Here is a 17666-nt window from a genome sequence, read left to right on the forward strand (position 1 = left end):
CAAAAACCCCGCAGGCCGAAACCTGCGGGGCTTTTTTTTGGGGGTACGGATCAGACCAGAGGCAGACAGATCACAAAGCTCGCACCGCTACGGCCGTCCTGGCGTGCCTCGCAGTGCACCGTGCCACCATGCCGCTCGGCGATCGAGCGCACCAGCGACAGGCCAAGACCCACACCGCCGGAGCGCTCGCTGGCGCCAGGCAGGCGATAGAACTTTTCGAAAATACGCTCACGCTGCGCCTGGGGAACGCCAGGGCCGTGATCCTCGACGCGAATCACGGCCATGCCGTCCTGCCTGGACAGGGACAGCGTGATCTCGCCCTCGCTGTAGCGGCGCGCGTTCTCCAGCAGATTGCGCACGGCGCGGCGCAGCAGTTTCGCGATACCTTGCACCTCAAGCGGACCATCGGTCTGCATCTCCAGATCGGCATCGATGCGTGCACATTCCTCGGCCGCAAGACCGATCAGATCGACCGACTCCACCGTGCCCACATCGACCTCGCTGGAGTCCAGCCGGCTGGCCAGCAGGATCTCGTCGACCAGTTGATCCAACTCGCCAATATTGCGCTGGATCTCGGCCTTGGCACGTGCACTGGCCGGGTCGTCGCCCATGAACTCCAGTCCCATGCGGATGCGCGTCAGCGGCGAACGCAGCTCATGCGAGGCATTGGCCAGCAGAGACTTGTGAGAGGTCATCAAGGTCTCGATGCGCGCGGCAGCGGCATTGAACTGGTGTGCAAGATCCGCCACCTCGTCATGGCCATGCTCGGGTACGCGCACCGACAGATCGCCCTCGCCGAAGCGCTTGACGCCGCGCTGCAGGTTTTCCAGACGCTTGAGCAGGCGACGAATGATGGGGAACACGCCCACAACCACCGCCACGCCGACCAGGCCCAGCATCCACAGAAAGCCGAACGGTGGCCGCAGCCAGAAGGCCACGGCACCATCACGCGGCGGAGGACGGCCCTCACGCCACTCGCGCGGCGCCATCCACAGCTCATAGACCTGCCCGTCCCTGGCGGCAATTTCAAAACGCACGCCATCTACGGGCGAGCCGGAGATGCGGTTGCCACGCCCCTCCACCAGCACCTCGCCCTCGGGGCCTTTGAGCACCATCTCGCGCGAGGGCGGTGTGGTGCTGTTCTGCGCGCGCTGTTCCTCGGCAATATTCCAGGCCCAGGCCACGCAGAGCGTGAGCACGGCCACGCCGACCACTACGGCCAGCCAGATGCGCAGATACAGGCGCTGAGAGAAGACATGCAGCAGCTTCATCAGTCTTGTTGCTTGGCAAAAACATAGCCCACACCGCGCACCGTGAGAATGCGCTTGGGAGCCTTGGGGTCGGCCTCGATCGCGGCACGGATACGGCCCATGTGCACGTCGATCGAACGATCGAAGGCCTCCAGTTCGCGCCCTCTCACGGCTTCCATGATCTGGTCGCGCGTCAGCACGCGACCGGCGCGCTCGGCCAGCGCCACCAGCAAATCGAACTGGTAGGAAGTGAGATCGGCCTGCTGCTCTCCCACCGACACGGTACGGGCATCACGATCGATTTCCAGGCTGCCGAAGCGCATGACGGCATTCGCGGGCGCCGCCTGGCTCTCGCCACCTTTGCGGCGCAGGATGGCGCGAATGCGGGCCAGCAGCTCGCGCGGCTCGAAAGGCTTGGGCAGATAGTCGTCGGCGCCCAGCTCCAGGCCGATGATGCGGTCCATGGGATCGCCCTTGGCGGTCAGCATCAGCACCGGGACCTGAGCGGGGGCTCCAGGCATGGAACGTATGCGGCGGCAGACTTCAAGGCCGTCCATATCGGGCAGCATCAGGTCCAGGATCACCAGATCGGGCAGCTCGACCGATCCGCCATCGCTGGGCTGCAGCTGTTCCAGGCCGCTCTTGCCGTCGGCCATATGGGTCACTTCCAGGCCGTTATTGCCCAGATAATCGCTCACCATTTGCGCCAGGCGAACGTCGTCCTCAATCATCAGAAGTTGGTGCGTGCTCATAGGGGGCAGTGTAGTCATGCTCGCGCCTCGATATTTCTTCAAGGCACCATGCTGCAGCACGCAGATGATCTGCTCTTGTCTGGCGCGTAAAGTTCGGTAAACGCCACACGCATCAAAAAACAATAGCTAACAGCACTTTCCCATCAAGCGCTGGAGCCTGTTTTCACTCTTGATGCCAGGAAAATCAGCAACAGCACGGGGAAGCCCATCAGCGCCGTGGTATGGAAGAACGCCTCGTAACCATAAGTATCGACAAACACCCCAGAGAAGCCCGCCAGCCACTTGGGCGCCAGCAGCATCATGGAGCTGAACAGCGCATATTGCGTGGCCGAGTACTGCACATTGGTCAGGCCCGAGAGATAGGCAATAAAGGCTGCCGACGCGATCCCCCCGGCGAGATTGTCGGCACTGACCACCCAGACCAGCGCCGCGACGTCATGGCCGCGCGTGGCCAGCCAGGCAAACAGCATATTGGTGCAGGCCGACAGCACGGCACCCAGCATCAGCACACGCATCACGCCCCAGCGCACGGCCATGGTGCCGCCCACGAAGCCGCCCAGCAGCGTCATGATGACGCCGAACACCTTGGTCACGGCGGCCACCTCTTCCTTGGTGTAGCCCATGTCCACATAGAACGGGTTGGCCATGATGCCCATGACCACGTCGCTAACGCGATACAGGCCGATCAGCGCCAGCAGCAGCAGCGCCTGCCAGCGGTAGCGGCCGATGAAGTCGGCAAACGGCGCAATCAGTGCGCCCTTGATCCATTCGGCGGCATTGCGTGCCGGTGCCATGGGGCGGGTTTCAGGCTCGGGCGAGAGCAGCACCGTGATCATGCCCACCAGCATGCTTGCCGCCATGGCCGTATAGGCCACATGCCAGGCCTGCACCATATAGCCCTGCACATCCCCCTGCACCTGTGCCGCCACCCACAGAACGCCGGCTCCGGCCCAGATCATGGCCAGGCGATAACCGGTCTGGTAGGTGGCCGCCAGGGCCGCCTGGTCGTCGAGCTTGGCGGACTCTATGCGATAGGCATCAAGCGCAATATCCTGCGTGGCCGAGCCGAAAGCCACCAGCACTGCGCACCACACCAGGGGCTGCAGCGATTGCTTGGGGTCCATGAACGACATGCCGAGCAGGCCCGCCACGATCAGCAGCTGCGAAAACAGCAGCCAGCTGCGGCGGCGCCCCAGCATCCGCGTCAGCGCCGGCAGGGGCAGGCGATCCACCAGCGGAGACCATACCCATTTGAAGGCATAGGCCAAACCCACCCAGCTCAGAAATCCGATCGTCGTGCGGTCGATATCGGCCTCGCGCAGCCAGAAGCTCAGGGTACCCAGCACAAGCAGCAAGGGCAGGCCGGCCGAAAAGCCCAGAGCCAGCATGCGCAGGCTGGTGGGCTGAGCGTAGACCTTGAAGGCCTGGCTCCAGCTGCGCTTGGGCTTGAGTGCGACGTCTGCGGAAGAAGAATTGCTGCTTGTTTGGGACGACTCGGTCATGGTCTGATTCTCTGAGGCAGAGGGCATTATCGGTTGCCCGTGCCAGTCGCCGGGCGCTACCATTGCCCCGACCGCCGTCTCTTTCTGTAAGCAGGATTGACCCATGAGCCGTGACACCGCATCCCCGCGCCCTGTGCTTGACCAGGCACAGGCATCGGTGCGCAGTTACAGCGGCGAGCATCAGGCCCATGCCCACGACTATGCCCAGATCCTTTTTGCGCTGCAGGGCCGCATGGAGCTGGAGGTGGCCGGCAGACCCAGCTTTGTAGACAGCGCCTGCGGCATGGTCATCCCTGCAGGGGCCGACCATGGCTATCTGGCCGCGCCGCAAACCCAGGTACTGGTGATCGATGCGCCCATGGCCGAGGGGCTGGACAAGCTGCGCCGCTTTGCCGTGCCACCGGCGCTGCGCTTTCCTCAGTCGAGCCTGTCGGCCGCCGCGCAAATGGCACTGGTGCTGCAGGCCCCCACCTTGCTGCAGCGGCGTGGACTGGATCTGCGGCGGCTGCAGCAGCAGGTCCAGGCCGCCTTGCACGAAAGCTGGCCCACGGCCAGACTGGCGGGCTTGATGCACCTGAGCGTGGCCCAGTTCCATGCCCGTTTTGTAGAGCTGACTGACCGCACCCCGCAGGACTGGCTGCGCGGCCTGCGTCTGGATGCAGCCGTGCTGCAGCTCAAACAGGGGACGGCACTCGAAGCGACCGCCTTGCGCTGCGGCTACGCCTCGGCAAGCGCCCTGGCCTATGCATTGCGGCGCGAGCGCGGCGTGACATCGCGTCAACTGCGTGAGCCGCGCTGAGCCGGCGCACTTCAAGCGTTTCTCGACAGATGGGCGGCCCGGGCCCGCGCATGATGGCTCACTCATGTCTGTCACTTCCGCTATCTCTTCCTCATCGTCCCGAAATGCCTTGGGTCCTGTCGGCCTGGTACTGGCGGCCGCCATGCTCTGGGGCACCACGGGCACGGCACAGTATTTCGCGCCCGCACAGCTCTCGCCCTACTGGGTGGGCGGCCTGCGCATGGTCATGGCTGCACTGTTCTTTGGCGCGCTGGCGCTGCTGCTGGACCGAGGCCATGCGCGCCAGCCCATGCGCTGGGCGCGTATCGTGTTCTGCGGCCTCTGCATGGCCATCTACAACCTCAGCTTCTTTGCCGGCGTCAAGGCCAGCGGCGTGGCCCTGGGTACGGCGCTGGCCATAGGCAGCGGCCCCATCTGGGCCGGTCTGATGCAGGCTGTGGTGCAAAAGCGCATGCCCAGTGCCCAATGGTGGCTTGGCACCTGCACCGGCGTGGGCGGAGGCATTGTCATGGCGCTGGCCGCCAGCGACAGACAGCATCTGCCATGGGCGGGCATGGCCCTGTGCCTGCTGGCCGGCCTGTCCTACGCCGCCTACGCCCTGGTCAATCAGGCCCTGGTGCTGCAATCGCGTGTGGCCACGGTCAACGCCTGGGTCTTTGCCTGTGCAGCCCTGCTGTCGCTGCCCGTTTCGGCCTGGCTGGGCGGGCCGCTGCAGATCAGCGCCGAAGGCTGGGCCGTGGTGATCTATCTGGGCATGGTCGCCACGGGCTTTGCCTATCTGCTGTTTTCCGTGGGCTTGCGCGGCATGTCTGCCGCGACCGGTGTGGCCCTGAGCAAGGCCGAGCCAATCACCGCCTTTGCGCTGTCGCTGCTGGTGGTGGGTGAGCGACCGGCCTGGTGGTCCGTGCTGGGTCTGCTCGGCGTGATCGGCGGTCTGTGGCTGGTAGTGCAGGCAGAGCGCAAGACTGCAGAAACCGTCTGACCCGAGGCCTCGTCGGGCTCGCATAGACTTGGTGCTCATGCACGCCCTCATCTCATCCCTGCGCCTGCCCGCCACCCGCAGTTGCCTGCTGCTTGCACTGGCCTGCGCGCCGCTGATGCCTGCACAGGCGCAGGTGGAAGTCGGCAAGGCATCCGTCATGCGTCAGCTGGTGCCGGCCGAGACGCTGGAGAACTCGGCGACCCAGCAATACCAGGAGCTGCTGCAGAAAGCCAAGGCCCAGGGGGCGCTGGCAGATGCCGGCAACCCTCAGCTGCAACGCCTGCGCACCATTGCCCAGCGCCTCATCCCTTATGCCGCGCAATGGAACCCGCGCGCCAGCCAATGGCGCTGGGAGGTCAACCTCATAGGCAGCAAGCAGATCAACGCGTTCTGCATGCCCGGCGGCAAGATCGCCTTCTACACCGGCATCATCGACCAGCTCAAGCTCACGGACGACGAGATCGCCATGATCATGGGTCACGAGATGGCCCACGCCCTGCGTGAGCATTCGCGCGAGCAGCTGGCCAAGAACCAGGCCACCAGCATAGGCATATCGCTGGGCGCGCAACTGCTGGGTCTGGGCGATATCGGCAATGCTGCGGCACGCCTGGGCGGCCAGCTGCTCAGCCTCAAGTTCAGCCGCAACGACGAAAGCGATGCAGACCTGGTCGGACTGGAGCTGGCAGCCCGCGCCGGCTACAACCCGCAGGCCGCCGTGAGCCTGTGGCGCAAGATGGGCCAGGCCACCGGCGAAGGCGGCATAGGCTTTCTCTCCACGCACCCGACAGGCCCCGATCGCATCCGCCAGCTGGAAGGAAACGTGCCGCGCGTCATGGGCTTGTACGAGCAGGCACGCAGGCGCTGAACACCGGCGACAAGGCGGCTGAAAACCCGCTTTTCGCCAGCCATGCGGCGCTCTATATTGGGCTGTGACAAGCGCACAGCACAGGAGTGATCGCACATGCAGGCCCTGGACACCCATGAAGTCTTCAACCAGTTCGATGAGCTGACCGACATCAACCTGCTGCAGTCCGATGCGGCCTTGCAGGAAGTACTGCAGCGCCAGCAGGCCCAGGGCTTTGTGCCGGCCCTGAGCCGATTTGCCCAGCAGCTTGGCGAGAAGCAGAACTGGGAGCATGCCGAGCTCGCCAACCGCCATACCCCCGAGCTGCAGCGCTTCGACGCGCGCGGGCGTGTGCTCGATGCCGTGGAATTCCACCCCAGCTGGCATCGCCTCATGGAGCTGTATCGCGAGCAGGGTCTGATCTCTCTGCCCTTCGAGAGCCAGGGTCGCGGTCGCTGGAGCGCCTGGGCCGCCGGCTTCTACCTGCACGGCCAGGTGGAGCAAGGCACGCTATGCCCGGCCACCATGACCACAGCGGCCATCCCCGTGCTGCAAAAAGAGCCCCGGCTCTGGAGCCAGTTGCAGGCCCAGTTGTTCAGCCACGAGTACGACGCACGCGATCTGCCGCTGGCCCAGAAAAAATCCATCTGGATAGGCATGGGCATGACGGAAAAACAGGGTGGCTCGGACGTGCGCGCCAACACTACGGTGGCCCGTCCGGTGCATGAGGGCGGCCGCGGCGGCGAATATCTGCTGCGCGGCCACAAATGGTTCTTCTCGGCCCCCATGTGCGACGCCCATCTGGTGGTGGCGCGCATGGCCACGGCAAGCGGCGAACTCGGCGGCCATGCCTGCTTTTTCGTGCCGCGCTGGCGCCCCGATGGCAGCAAGAACCCGGTGCGTGTGCAGCGCCTCAAGGACAAGGTCGGCAACCGCAGCAACTCCAGCGCGGAAGTGGAGCTGCAGGACGCCTGGGGCATTCTCATGGGCGAGGAAGGACGCGGCATTCCCACCATCATCGAAATGGCCAGCTATACGCGCTTGAACTGCGTGCTGGGCAGCGCGGCCATTGTGCGCAGCGCCACCGTGCAGTCGATTGCCTATGCACGTCAGCGCTCGGCCTTTGGAAAGCATCTTGCAGATCAGCCGCTGATGGCCTCCGTACTCGCGGATCTGGCACTCGAAAGCGAAGCCTCCATGCAGCTCGCCATGCATCTGGCGCAGGCCTATGAGTCGGAGGCCGACGGCGACCTGCTGGCTCGTGCCTGGAAACGCATCATGACTCCGGCCGCCAAGTTCTGGGTCTGCAAGCGCTCGGTGGAGATCACGGGCGAAGCCATGGAGGTCTTTGGCGGCAACGGCTATGTGCAGGAAAGCATCGTCTCGCGCCTGTTCCGTGAAGCGCCGGTCAACTCCATCTGGGAGGGCTCGGGCAATGTGATGTGCCTCGACGTTCTGCGCGCCATGGGCCGCGAGCCGGAAGCTGCGCGCCTGCTGCTGCAGGATCTCAGCGATATGGCTGCCGACCACCCCCTGCTGACGGCGACGGCGCAATCGCTGGCCAGGCGCCTGTCTGCCGCACCCGATGCACTGGAGCCGCAAGCGCGCCGACTGGTGCAGGACTTGTGTCTGCTGGCCCAGGCCTGCTTGCTGCACAGGCACGCGCCCGCCCCCATGGCCGATGGCTTCATCCAGACCCGCCTTGGCGCACAAGGCGGGGCCATGGTGGTCGGAGCGTTCGACCCTGCGGGGCTCGACATTGCGGCCATACTTGAGCGCGCCCTGCCCGCCTGAATCCGCTCAGGCCGCGACCAGTGTCTTCAGCTGCCTGAAGCTTTGCGCCAGGCTCTTGCCGCTGGTGTCCAACACATGGTCGGCCTTGGAATAAAAGGCCGATCGGCCGTCCAGAATCCGGCGCAAATCGTCCATGGCCTCGGGGTTGGCCGCCATGGGCCGCGTGTCGCCCTGGGCCACGACACGGCCCATATGCTCGTCGGGCTGGGCCTGCAGCCAGACCGTGGTGCAGTGGCTGAGCAACTCATTGAAGGTCGCGGGGTCCGAGACAATGCCACCCGGCGTGGCAATCACCACATCGCTGTAGATCTGCACGGCCTCTTCCAGTGCGCGACGCTCGTAACGGCGATAGGCACCCGCGCCATAGAGGTCGTAGATCTCGCGCACGCTGCAGCCGGCCACCCGTTCGATCTCCTGATTCAGCTCCAGAAACGGCACATTCAGCTGCTCTGCCAGCATGCGGCCCAGCGTGGACTTGCCCGCGCCGCGCAGGCCTATCAGGGCAATGCGAGAAGCCCGGTGCGGGTCTCCGCTGGGCGCCGTCCCCAGAATCTCTCCGGCCGCCAGTCGCACGCGCTGCAAATCGGCCTCGCTGCGGCCCTCGAGCAACTCGCGCAGAAGCAGCCATTCGGCGCTGGCCGTCGTCACATCGCCCAGCAACTCGGCCATGCTGCACTGAAGTGCCTGTGCGATCTGCTGCAGCACGAGGATGGAGACATTACCCGTGCCGTATTCGAGATTGGCCAGATGGCGCTCGGACACCACGGCCGCAGAAGCCAGCCCGCGGCGCGTGAGACCGCGGCGCGCACGCAGATTGCGCACCCTCTCGCCCAAGGCCTGCAGCAACGGGCTTTTGCCCGCCTCATCCCCTTCCGCAACCGACGCGGATGCCATGTCTAACTGATCCATAAAGCTCCTCAGAGGCCGTGAATGATAAACAGTCGGGGTTAACGCGAATCATGCAATATATTGCTTGACACTGCATTGTCTCGTATTTATCTTTTAATTGCACGCACAATATTGCATGTTGCACCAAAGATTTGATGCTGATCAGAACAGCACTTCAGGAGACCCCCATGACTGAGTTACTGGCCAACCATGTGGCAGGCCGCTGGCAAACCGGCAGCGGCCCGGGCAGTTTGTTACGAGATCCGGTACTGGGGGCCGAGCTGGTGCGTGTCGACGCCACCGGGCTTGATCTGGGTGCCGCCTTTGCCTTTGCACGCGACACCGGAGGCAATGCCTTGCGCGCCCTGAGCTACGCCCGGCGCGCCAGCCTGCTGGCCGATATTGCCGCCGTGCTGCAAAGCCGGCGTGACGCGTACTACGAGATCTCCACCGCCAACAGCGGCACCGTCAGAAACGATACCGCCGTCGATGTGGACGGCGGTATCTACACCCTGAATCAATACGCCAGATGGGGCGCAGCACTGGGCGACGCCAGACATCTGAGCGACGGCGAAGCCGTCGCGCTGGCCAAGGACGGAGCCTTTCTGTCCCGCCATATCCAGGTCCCGACGCGCGGCGTGGCGCTGTTCATCAACGCTTTCAACTTTCCTGCCTGGGGACTGTGGGAAAAGGCGGCTCCGGCCCTGCTCTCGGGCGTGCCCGTCATCGTCAAACCGGCCACGGCCACCGCCTGGCTGACCCAGCGCATGGTCAAGGATGTGATCGATGCCGGCATATTGCCCCCGGGCGCGCTGTCCATCGTCTGCGGCAGTGCCGCCGGCTTGCTGGATCAGCTGCAGCCCATGGATGTGGTCTCCTTCACAGGGTCTGCGGACACTGCAGCGACCATCCGCTCTCACGCTGCCATTACCCGCCATTCGGTGCGCAGCAATATCGAGGCCGACAGCGTGAACTGTGCAATGCTGCTGCCCGGCCATGGCCCGGACAGCGAAGCCGCCACCTTGCTGGCGCGTGAAGTGGTGCGCGAAATGACGGTCAAGTCCGGCCAGAAATGCACGTCCATACGCCGCGTGCTGGTGCCGCAGGCCCTGTATGACAACCTGGCCCAGGCCATCAGTGCGCAGCTGGCGAAGATCTCCGTGGGCAACCCGCGCAACGACGCTGTGCGCATGGGATCTCTGGTCAGCCGCGAGCAGTACGACGGCGTGCAGCAAGGCCTGGGGCGCTTGCTGGAACACACCACGGCCCTGCATGACGGCCGGCGCAATGCGCTGATCGATGCCGACCCGGCGATTGCGGCCTGCGCCCAACCCGTGCTGCTGGGCACCCAAGACCCCGATGGCAGTGCACTCGTGCATGACATGGAAGTCTTTGGCCCGGTGGCCACGCTCCTGCCCTACCGTGATCTGGCCCATGGCCTGGCACTTGCGCATCGCGGCCAGGGCTCGCTGGTCTGCTCGATCTACGGTGATGACGACCAGGCCCTGGCCGCCAGCGCCACCGAGCTCGCCGCCAGCCACGGCCGCGTGCACGTGGTCACGCCCGCTGTCGCCAAGCTGCATACGGGCCATGGCAATGTCATGCCCCAGTCCCAGCATGGAGGTCCGGGCCGCGCCGGCGGCGGCTCCGAGCTCGGCGGCCTGCGGGCACTTGATTTCTATCATCGCAAAAGCGCCATACAAGCTGCACCGCAGGTTCTGCAAGCACTGGCCGAAACGACGGGAGCATGAGCCATGACCGACTTCAGCCAAGCCTTCAACTTTGCCCAGCATCTGTTTGATCTCAACCAGGGGCGCGGTGACAAGAACGCCTACACCGATGACCAGGGCACGCTCAGCTATGCGCAGTTGCAGGAGCAGGCCCGCCGCATGGCCCACGGTCTGCTCGCTGCCGGCATCCATCGCGAGGAGCGCGTGCTGCTGGTCATGCACGATATGCGCGAGTGGGTGATCTCCTTTCTCGGAGCCATGTACGCTGGTGTAGTGCCGGTGGCGGTGAATACCTTGCTCACCGCAGCCGACTACGCCTACATGCTCGAGCATTGCCGTGCACAGGCGATTCTGACCAATGGCGCGCTGGTTCCCGTGGTGCAGCAGGCCCTGGAGCTGGCGCAACATGAGGTCAACCATATCTGGGTCGCCAGACCCGAGGAAGCATCGCCAGGCCTGCCGCCGGCCTTCGAGGCACTGCAGCCTTGGCTGCAGCAGCAAACGCCACTGGCCCACGCCGCCAGGAGCATGGGCGACGACCCCGGCTTCTGGCTCTATTCCTCAGGTTCCACCGGTAAGCCCAAGGGGGCGGTGCATACCCACGCCAACCCCTACTGGACGGCCGAGCTGTATGGAAAACCGGTGCTGGGCCTGAACGAAAACGATGTCTGCTTTTCCGCCGCCAAGCTCTACTTCGCCTACGGCCTTGGCAATGCCCTGACCTTCCCTCTGAGCGTGGGAGCCAGCGTGGTGCTGATGGCCGAGCGCCCCACGCCGGAAGCCACTTTCAGGCGCTGGACCGAGCACCGGCCCACAGTGTTTTTCGGAGCGCCTACGGGCTTTGCGGGCATGCTGGCTCACCCCGCCTTGCCGGCACGCGAACAGGTCAGCCTGCGCATGTGCTCGTCGGCCGGCGAAGCCCTGCCGGCCGAGATTGCCCAGCGCTTCAAGAACCACTTCGGTGCCGATATCGTGGACGGCATCGGCTCCACCGAAATGCTGCATATCTTCCTCTCCAACCGCCCGGACGATATACGCTACGGCAGCACCGGCAAGCCTGTGCCCGGCTATGCGGTGGAGCTGCGCGGCGAGGACGGACAGCCCGTGGCCGATGGCGAGATCGGCGATCTCTACATCAAGGGCCCGAGCGCTGCCCTGATGTACTGGGCCAACCGCGACAAGACGCGCGACACCTTCCAGGGCGCCTGGCTCAAGAGCGGCGACAAATATGTGCGCGACGCCGAGGGCTACTACACCTATGCGGGCCGCAGCGACGACATGCTCAAGGTCAGCGGCATCTATGTCTCGCCATTCGAGGTCGAGTCCACGCTGCAGCAGCACCCTGCGGTGCTGGAAGCGGCCGTCATCGGCGTAACCGACGAGCAGGGCCTGACCAAGACCAAATCCTATGTGGTGTGCAAGCCTGGGCAGAGCGCCAGCGAGGACGAACTCAAGGCCTTTGTGAAGAACCGGCTGGCGGCCTACAAATACCCGCGCTTCATTGAATTCGTGGACGAACTGCCCAAGACCGCAACCGGAAAGATCCAGCGCTTTCGCTTGCGGGAACTGGACACAAAACCACGCTGACGGTCTGCTGCAAGCGCGCAAAAATCGTTAGCGACAGCGTCATCCAACTAGGGCAATCGCTGGTATTGCTTTAAACCTAAAGTTGTTAGAGTGCGCTCGTGCATCAGTGCGAACCCCAGCACCACAGCCAGTCATATCCCTTGATCTGAGAACAAGCCGGCATTCATCCATCAACCAGCAGGAGACAAGCATGAGCAAGCAATGGGCAATATGGAGCGCGATCGCACTGGCTGCCGCCGCAAGCGGCAGCAGCGCCATGGCGCAGGAGAAGATCAAGGTCGGCTTCATGCTGCCTTTCAGCGGCACTTATGCAGCTCTGGGAGTGGCGATCGAGAACGGCTTTCGCATGCAGGTCGCCGAACAGGGCGGCAAGCTGGGCGGACGCGAGATCGAATACTTCAAGGTCGACGACGAATCCGACCCCGCCAAGGCCACGGACAACGTCAATCGTCTCATCAAGCGCGACAAGGTCGACGTGATCATCGGTACCGTGCACTCCGGCGTGGCGATGGCCATGGCCAAGGCCGCCAAGGAAAGCGGCACCGTGCTCATCGTGCCCAATGCAGGAGCCGATGCAGTCACCGGCCCCATGTGTGCTCCCAATATCTTCCGCAGCTCCTTCTCCAACTGGCAGACCGCCTATCCCATGGGTTTGGTTGCCGCCAAGGAGGGCAAGAAGACCGCCATGACCATCACCTGGAAATACGCGGCGGGTGAGGAAGCGGTGAATGGCATGAAGGAAGGCTTCGAGAAAAGCGGCGGCAAGGTCACTAAGCAGCTGACGCTACCGTTTCCCAACGTTGAATTCCAGGCCCTGCTGACCGAGATCGCAGCGGCCAAGCCCGATGCGGTGTTCTCCTTCTTTGCGGGTGCAGGTGCCGTGAAATTCGTCAAGGACTATCACGCCTCTGGCCTGTCCAAGACCATTCCGCTCTACGGACCGGGCTTTCTGACCGACGGCACGCTGGACGCCCAGGGCGAGGCCGCCCAGGGCATGCTGACCACGCTGCACTATGCCGACGAACTGGGCACGGCGCGCGACCAGGCCTTCCGCACCAACTACGCCAAGAACTACAAGCTGCAGCCCGATGTCTATGCCGTGCAAGGCTATGACGCAGCGCAGATGCTGGCCGTGGGCCTGAAGGCGGCCGGCGGCGACATCGGCAAGAAGGATGTCTTCCGCACCGCCATCGAAAAAGCCACGATTGCCAGCCCGCGCGGCGACTTCACCTTGAGCAAGGCCCACAACCCCGTGCAGGACATCTATCTGCGCAAGGTCGACGGCAAGGAAAACAAGAAGATCAGCGTGGCGGTGAAGGCGCTGGCGGACCCGGCCCGCGGCTGCCGCATGTAACAGAAGCAAGCCATACCGCCCTGGATACGTCGCTGCTCTGCGCATGCCGCACCTTGGGTGCCGGCCCCGGCAGAGCGCCTCGTCTCCAACGCGAATCCGTGATTCGCGGGGCGGTAGCTGCCGCTGCTTCAGCCCTCCCGCTTCAACAAGGATTGCCGTGGATCTCGCCACTTTTCTGGTGCAGTGTCTGAACTCGATTCAGTACGGACTGCTGCTGTTTCTGCTGGCCTCCGGCCTGACGCTGATCTTCGGCATCATGGGAGTGATCAACCTCGCCCATGGCAGCTTCTACATGATCGGAGCCTATGTGGCGTTCTCGCTGGCACCTTATCTGGGCCAGCATTTCATCACCATGCTGCTGGTCGGCGTGGTGCTGGCCGTGGTGCTGGGCTATTTTCTCGAATGGGCATTCTTCAGCTTTCTCTACGAACGCGATCACCTGCAGCAGGTGCTGATGACCTATGGCCTGATCCTGGTGTTTGAAGGCCTGCGTGCCATCCTTGTAGGCAACGATGTGCATGGCGTGGAAAAGCCGGCCTGGCTGGCCGGCAGCTTTCCTCTCATGGGCATGATGCAGTACCCCTGGTACAACGTGTTTGCCGCTGGCGCCTGCCTGCTGGTGGCGCTGCTGATGTACTACACCGTCAACCGCACGCGCCTGGGCATGATGATTCGCGCCGGTGCCAGCAACCGCGACATGGTGCGCGGCCTGGGCATCAACATCAAGCGCCTGTACCGCATCGTGTTCGCCGTGGGCGTGGCCCTGGCGGCCCTGGCCGGCATGATCGCGGCGCCCATGAGTTCGGTCTATCCGAACATGGGCTCCAGCGTGCTCATCATCTGCTTTGTGGTGGTGGTCATCGGCGGCATTGGATCGATTACCGGAGCGCTGATTGCCTCGCTGCTGGTGGGCTTTGTGGATACCTTCGGCAAGGTGTTCTTCCAGGAGCTCAGCGGCATGAGCATCTATCTGCTGATGGCCGTGATCCTGGTATGGCGCCCTGAGGGCCTGATGGGGAAAAGATGATGAAGTTTCCCTTGAGTCGCTTCGCGCCTTCCCCCTCTCTCGCTACGCGGGAGGGGGACAACACCTTCGCTGCGGGATGGACCTTGCCCGGTGTCCCCTGCTTGGTTCACGCCAGTTTTACAAGCAGTGCCAAGGATCATTGATATGAGCGACACCTCCTATACGCCGCTGCCGCAATCCAATCAGGCCTATGCCGAAGCCCCGGCCGTCACCAACCAGAGCCGCCCGATTCGCGCGCACAGCGTCTGGGTAGGGGTGGTGCTGCCGCTGGCCGCCGCAGTGCTGCTGGCGGCCGCCCAGCCCTTCTGGTCGGCCTATCTGTCCGATCTGGTGGTCAAGATAATGATCCTGTCCATCTTTGCGCTGAGCCTGCATATCCTGGTGGGCGGCGCAGGGCTGGTCAGCCTGGGCCATGCAGCCTACTTCGGACTGGGTGCCTATGCGGCGGTGAAGGCTGCCGGCCAGGACGGCAGCAACTTTCTCGTCATGCTGGGAGCCGCAGTCGGCGTCTCGGGCCTGTATGCGCTGGTGGTGGGCGCCCTGAGTCTGCGCACCAAGGGCGTGTACTTCATCATGGTCACGCTGGCATTCGCGCAACTGGCTTTCTTCGTCGTGCACGACGTGGGCTACTTTGGCGGCAGCGACGGCATCTACCTGATGCAGCGTCCGGCCATCGGAGCACTGGACATGGAAAGCAGCAGCACGCAGTACTTCGTGGTGCTGGCCACACTGGTGCTGGTCTATGCCTTCATCGCCATGCTGCGTCACTCCCGCTTCGGCCATGCCCTGGCCGGTATCCGGGTCAACGAGCAGCGCATGCGCGCTGCCGGCTTTGCCACCTACGGCTACAAGCTCGCCGGCTTTGTGATCGCCGGTGCGCTGGCGGGGCTGGCGGGCTTTCTGCTGGCCGCACGCGATGCCGTGGTCAACCCCGAACTGCTGGCCTGGCACCATTCCGGCGAGGTCCTGCTGATGCTGATTCTGGGCGGTGTGGGTTCTCTGCGCGGTGCGGTGCTGGGCACCATCACATTTGTGCTGCTCAAGGAGCTCCTGAGCACCCATGCCATCGTGGGCAATGCCGCAGACCACTGGCAGCTGACGCTGGGCCTTGCCATCATCGCGCTGGTCGCGCTGCTGCCCAAGGGCCTGGTCGGCATCAACGATAAATGGCAGAAGAAGGCAGCAGCGCGGACCGGCAAGTCGCCAGAAGCTGTCGAGCAAGGAGCGGATCATGGCTGATGCAGGCAATGCTCCAAAGATGTCCGTGCGCGGCCTGACGCGGCGCTTTGGCGGGCTGGTGGCCGTGAACAATGTGGACCTGGATCTGCATCAGGGCGAGGTCCATGCCGTCATCGGCACCAACGGCGCAGGCAAGTCCACGCTGATCAACATGCTCTCGGGCGAGATAGCGGCCAGCAGCGGCAGCATTGCACTTGAAGGCCGGGACGTCACGCAGATGCCGCAGCCACTGCGCGCCAAGGCCGGCATCGGCCGCAGCTACCAGCGCACCACCATCTTCCCCGAGTTCACGGTGCTGGAGAACTGCCGGCTCACTGCCCAGGCCCAGGCGCTGCCCAGGCCCTGGCGCATCTGGGAGTCGGCCCAGCATTGCGCGGCCAGCATGCAACGGGCGCAATCTGCGCTGCAGCGCGCTGGTCTTGCCCAGCATGCCGGGCGCATCGCCGGCAGCCTGAGCCATGGTGCCAAGCGTCAGCTGGAAGTCGCCATGTGCCTTGCCACGGCACCGCACGTGCTGCTGCTGGACGAACCTCTGGCAGGCATGGGCGCCGAAGAGACAGAACGCATGCTGGAGCTGCTGCAGGAGCTCAAGTCCGCACATGCCGTGCTGCTGGTGGAACACGATATGGATGCCGTTTTCCGCATTGCCGATCGCATCACCGTCATGGTCAACGGCAGCGTGGTGGCCACGGGCACGCCCGATCAGATTCGCAACGACCCGGTCGTGCGCACCGCCTATCTGGGAGAGGAAGAGCATGCTTGAAACAAAGCACCCCCTGAGCGGATCTGCCGCTTCCCCCTCTCTCGCTGCGCGGGAGGGGGACGGCACCATCGCTGCGGGGCGGCCCTCGCTTGGTGCCTCTGGCACAGGCACGCGCCCACTTTCCGGGACTTCGAACCATGCCATGTTCAGCCTGCACGAGGTGCACAGCTTCTACGGCGACAGCCATATCCTGCACGGCATCTCGCTGGATCTGCCCCAGGGCCAGGCCGTGGGCCTGCTGGGCCGCAACGGCATGGGCAAGACCACGCTGATCCGCACGCTGATGGGCTATGTGCCGGCGCGCTCGGGCCAGGTGTTTGCCGATGGCAAGGAGGTGACGAATTCCGCCCCCGAGAAAATGGCGCGTCTCGGCATTGGCTATGTCCCCGAAGGTCGCGGCGTATTTCCCAATCTCTCCGTCAAGGAAAACCTCTTGATGAGCGCCAGAGCCGGCCTGGACGGTAGCCGAAGCTGGACCTACGAGCGCGTGCTGGAAACCTTTCCACGCCTCAAGGAGCGACTGTCCAACGGCGGCGATCAGCTCTCGGGCGGCGAGCAGCAGATGGTCTCCATAGGCCGCGCGCTGATGACCAACCCGCGCCTCATGATCCTCGACGAAGCCACCGAGGGGCTGGCTCCGCTGGTGGTGGCCGAAATCTGGCGCGTGATTGCCCAGATCCGCGAGACCGGCATCTCCACGCTAATCGTGGACCGCGACTACAAGAAGGTGCTGGCCCATACCGACAAGGCCGTGGTGATGGAAAAAGGCCGGCTGGCCTTGCAGGCGGAGTCTGCGGATCTGCTGCAGCAGCCGCAGAAGCTGTCGGCGTTGTTGGGAGTGTGACTGTCGTCTTGTTTTGATAGCTTTTCAGGCCTGATAGATAAGCGTTTGAGACCTGCTCTGTTTGATGTTTGGATTGCAACCGTATGCCTGATCTATGGACAGAGGCCGGGACTCGCCCCGGCTGGCGACCTACTTTCTAGCGCGCTAGAAAGTAGGCAAAGAGCGCTATCCGATTGCCTGTGTCCCTGCGCTTCGCTCCGGGTAAACCTGCGTCACACAATTCAGCCTACGGTGCCGCCCAACTCGCTGCGCGGCATGCCGCTGCGCTCAGACAAACGGCGGCAAGTCAGTTCACAAAGCAATGCTGTCCT

The 17666-nt window shown here is 64.0% G+C and carries 15 protein-coding genes; 11 read left to right on the top strand and 4 right to left on the bottom strand.

What is annotated here, in order from left to right; all coding sequences use genetic code 11:
• Positions 1-50: 50 nt before the first annotated feature.
• From DJFAAGMI_RS17495 to DJFAAGMI_RS17505, 3 genes are all read right to left on the bottom strand, one after another.
• Positions 51-1271, bottom strand: a complete 1221-nt coding sequence (locus DJFAAGMI_RS17495) for a HAMP domain-containing sensor histidine kinase (RefSeq protein WP_043003212.1) — start codon at positions 1269-1271, stop codon at positions 51-53.
• The gene (locus DJFAAGMI_RS17500; RefSeq protein ID WP_003059830.1) at positions 1271-2020 is read right to left on the bottom strand and encodes a response regulator; all 750 of its coding nucleotides are present in this window, start codon (positions 2018-2020) and stop codon (positions 1271-1273) included. The genes DJFAAGMI_RS17495 and DJFAAGMI_RS17500 overlap by 1 nt, the downstream gene beginning before the upstream one ends.
• Positions 2021-2145: 125 nt before the next feature.
• On the bottom strand, positions 2146-3504 hold the full coding sequence (locus DJFAAGMI_RS17505; RefSeq protein WP_211458105.1) for an AmpG family muropeptide MFS transporter: 1359 nt from the start codon (positions 3502-3504) through the stop codon (positions 2146-2148).
• 103 nt (positions 3505-3607) lie between these two features.
• On the opposite strand from DJFAAGMI_RS17505, the gene DJFAAGMI_RS17510 reads away from it, so the two are divergent.
• The 4 genes from DJFAAGMI_RS17510 (at position 3608) to DJFAAGMI_RS17525 (ending at position 7923) form a co-directional block, all read left to right on the top strand.
• Positions 3608-4303, top strand: coding sequence for a helix-turn-helix domain-containing protein (locus tag DJFAAGMI_RS17510; protein ID WP_211458106.1), 696 nt, complete (start codon positions 3608-3610; stop codon positions 4301-4303).
• Between the two features lie 109 nt (positions 4304-4412).
• Complete coding sequence (locus tag DJFAAGMI_RS17515; RefSeq protein WP_211458399.1) at positions 4413-5285, top strand: DMT family transporter; 873 nt, start codon at positions 4413-4415, stop codon at positions 5283-5285.
• Between the two features lie 37 nt (positions 5286-5322).
• The gene (locus tag DJFAAGMI_RS17520) at positions 5323-6150 is read left to right on the top strand and encodes a M48 family metallopeptidase (RefSeq protein WP_211458107.1); all 828 of its coding nucleotides are present in this window, start codon (positions 5323-5325) and stop codon (positions 6148-6150) included.
• Between the two features lie 96 nt (positions 6151-6246).
• Entirely contained in the window at positions 6247-7923 is a 1677-nt protein-coding gene (locus DJFAAGMI_RS17525; protein ID WP_211458108.1) for an acyl-CoA dehydrogenase family protein, read from the top strand.
• Between the two features lie 6 nt (positions 7924-7929).
• On the opposite strand, the gene DJFAAGMI_RS17530 is transcribed toward DJFAAGMI_RS17525, so the two are convergent.
• Positions 7930-8832: a helix-turn-helix transcriptional regulator gene (locus DJFAAGMI_RS17530; RefSeq protein ID WP_003059848.1), complete on the bottom strand. Its 903-nt coding sequence runs from the start codon at positions 8830-8832 to the stop codon at positions 7930-7932.
• 167 nt (positions 8833-8999) lie between these two features.
• Here DJFAAGMI_RS17530 and DJFAAGMI_RS17535 point away from each other — a divergent pair, with 167 nt between their 5' ends.
• The 7 genes from DJFAAGMI_RS17535 to DJFAAGMI_RS17565 all read left to right on the top strand — a co-directional run bounded on the left by DJFAAGMI_RS17535 (position 9000) and on the right by DJFAAGMI_RS17565 (position 17355).
• On the top strand, positions 9000-10562 hold the full coding sequence (locus DJFAAGMI_RS17535) for a 3,4-dehydroadipyl-CoA semialdehyde dehydrogenase (RefSeq protein ID WP_211458109.1): 1563 nt from the start codon (positions 9000-9002) through the stop codon (positions 10560-10562).
• 3 nt (positions 10563-10565) lie between these two features.
• Complete coding sequence (locus DJFAAGMI_RS17540; RefSeq protein WP_211458110.1) at positions 10566-12128, top strand: benzoate-CoA ligase family protein; 1563 nt, start codon at positions 10566-10568, stop codon at positions 12126-12128.
• A 190-nt stretch (positions 12129-12318) separates the two neighbouring features.
• Positions 12319-13482, top strand: a complete 1164-nt coding sequence (locus DJFAAGMI_RS17545) for an ABC transporter substrate-binding protein (RefSeq protein WP_043003219.1) — start codon at positions 12319-12321, stop codon at positions 13480-13482.
• Between the two features lie 157 nt (positions 13483-13639).
• On the top strand, positions 13640-14509 hold the full coding sequence (locus tag DJFAAGMI_RS17550) for a branched-chain amino acid ABC transporter permease (protein WP_043003220.1): 870 nt from the start codon (positions 13640-13642) through the stop codon (positions 14507-14509).
• A gap of 144 nt (positions 14510-14653) precedes the next feature.
• Complete coding sequence (locus tag DJFAAGMI_RS17555; protein WP_211458111.1) at positions 14654-15748, top strand: branched-chain amino acid ABC transporter permease; 1095 nt, start codon at positions 14654-14656, stop codon at positions 15746-15748.
• Positions 15741-16511, top strand: a complete 771-nt coding sequence (locus DJFAAGMI_RS17560) for an ABC transporter ATP-binding protein (protein WP_211458112.1) — start codon at positions 15741-15743, stop codon at positions 16509-16511. The genes DJFAAGMI_RS17555 and DJFAAGMI_RS17560 overlap by 8 nt, the downstream gene beginning before the upstream one ends.
• A gap of 142 nt (positions 16512-16653) precedes the next feature.
• The gene (locus DJFAAGMI_RS17565; protein ID WP_211458113.1) at positions 16654-17355 is read left to right on the top strand and encodes an ABC transporter ATP-binding protein; all 702 of its coding nucleotides are present in this window, start codon (positions 16654-16656) and stop codon (positions 17353-17355) included.
• Positions 17356-17666: the final 311 nt, after the last annotated feature.

The sequence above is a fragment of the Comamonas brasiliensis genome (genome assembly GCF_018292285.1).
Lineage (GTDB): Bacteria > Pseudomonadota > Gammaproteobacteria > Burkholderiales > Burkholderiaceae_C > Comamonas > Comamonas brasiliensis.

Excerpts from the sequence above, each read along its gene's own strand:
- DJFAAGMI_RS17495 (WP_043003212.1), bottom strand. The coding sequence starts at position 1,271 with ATGAAGCTGCTGCATGTCTTCTCTCAGCGCCTGTATCTGCGCATCTGG.
- DJFAAGMI_RS17500 (WP_003059830.1), bottom strand. The coding sequence starts at position 2,020 with ATGACTACACTGCCCCCTATGAGCACGCACCAACTTCTGATGATTGAG.
- DJFAAGMI_RS17505 (WP_211458105.1), bottom strand. The coding sequence starts at position 3,504 with ATGACCGAGTCGTCCCAAACAAGCAGCAATTCTTCTTCCGCAGACGTC.
- DJFAAGMI_RS17510 (WP_211458106.1), top strand. The coding sequence starts at position 3,608 with ATGAGCCGTGACACCGCATCCCCGCGCCCTGTGCTTGACCAGGCACAG.
- DJFAAGMI_RS17520 (WP_211458107.1), top strand. The coding sequence starts at position 5,323 with ATGCACGCCCTCATCTCATCCCTGCGCCTGCCCGCCACCCGCAGTTGC.
- DJFAAGMI_RS17525 (WP_211458108.1), top strand. The coding sequence starts at position 6,247 with ATGCAGGCCCTGGACACCCATGAAGTCTTCAACCAGTTCGATGAGCTG.
- DJFAAGMI_RS17530 (WP_003059848.1), bottom strand. The coding sequence starts at position 8,832 with ATGGATCAGTTAGACATGGCATCCGCGTCGGTTGCGGAAGGGGATGAG.
- DJFAAGMI_RS17535 (WP_211458109.1), top strand. The coding sequence starts at position 9,000 with ATGACTGAGTTACTGGCCAACCATGTGGCAGGCCGCTGGCAAACCGGC.
- DJFAAGMI_RS17540 (WP_211458110.1), top strand. The coding sequence starts at position 10,566 with ATGACCGACTTCAGCCAAGCCTTCAACTTTGCCCAGCATCTGTTTGAT.
- DJFAAGMI_RS17545 (WP_043003219.1), top strand. The coding sequence starts at position 12,319 with ATGAGCAAGCAATGGGCAATATGGAGCGCGATCGCACTGGCTGCCGCC.
- DJFAAGMI_RS17555 (WP_211458111.1), top strand. The coding sequence starts at position 14,654 with ATGAGCGACACCTCCTATACGCCGCTGCCGCAATCCAATCAGGCCTAT.
- DJFAAGMI_RS17560 (WP_211458112.1), top strand. The coding sequence starts at position 15,741 with ATGGCTGATGCAGGCAATGCTCCAAAGATGTCCGTGCGCGGCCTGACG.
- DJFAAGMI_RS17565 (WP_211458113.1), top strand. The coding sequence starts at position 16,654 with ATGTTCAGCCTGCACGAGGTGCACAGCTTCTACGGCGACAGCCATATC.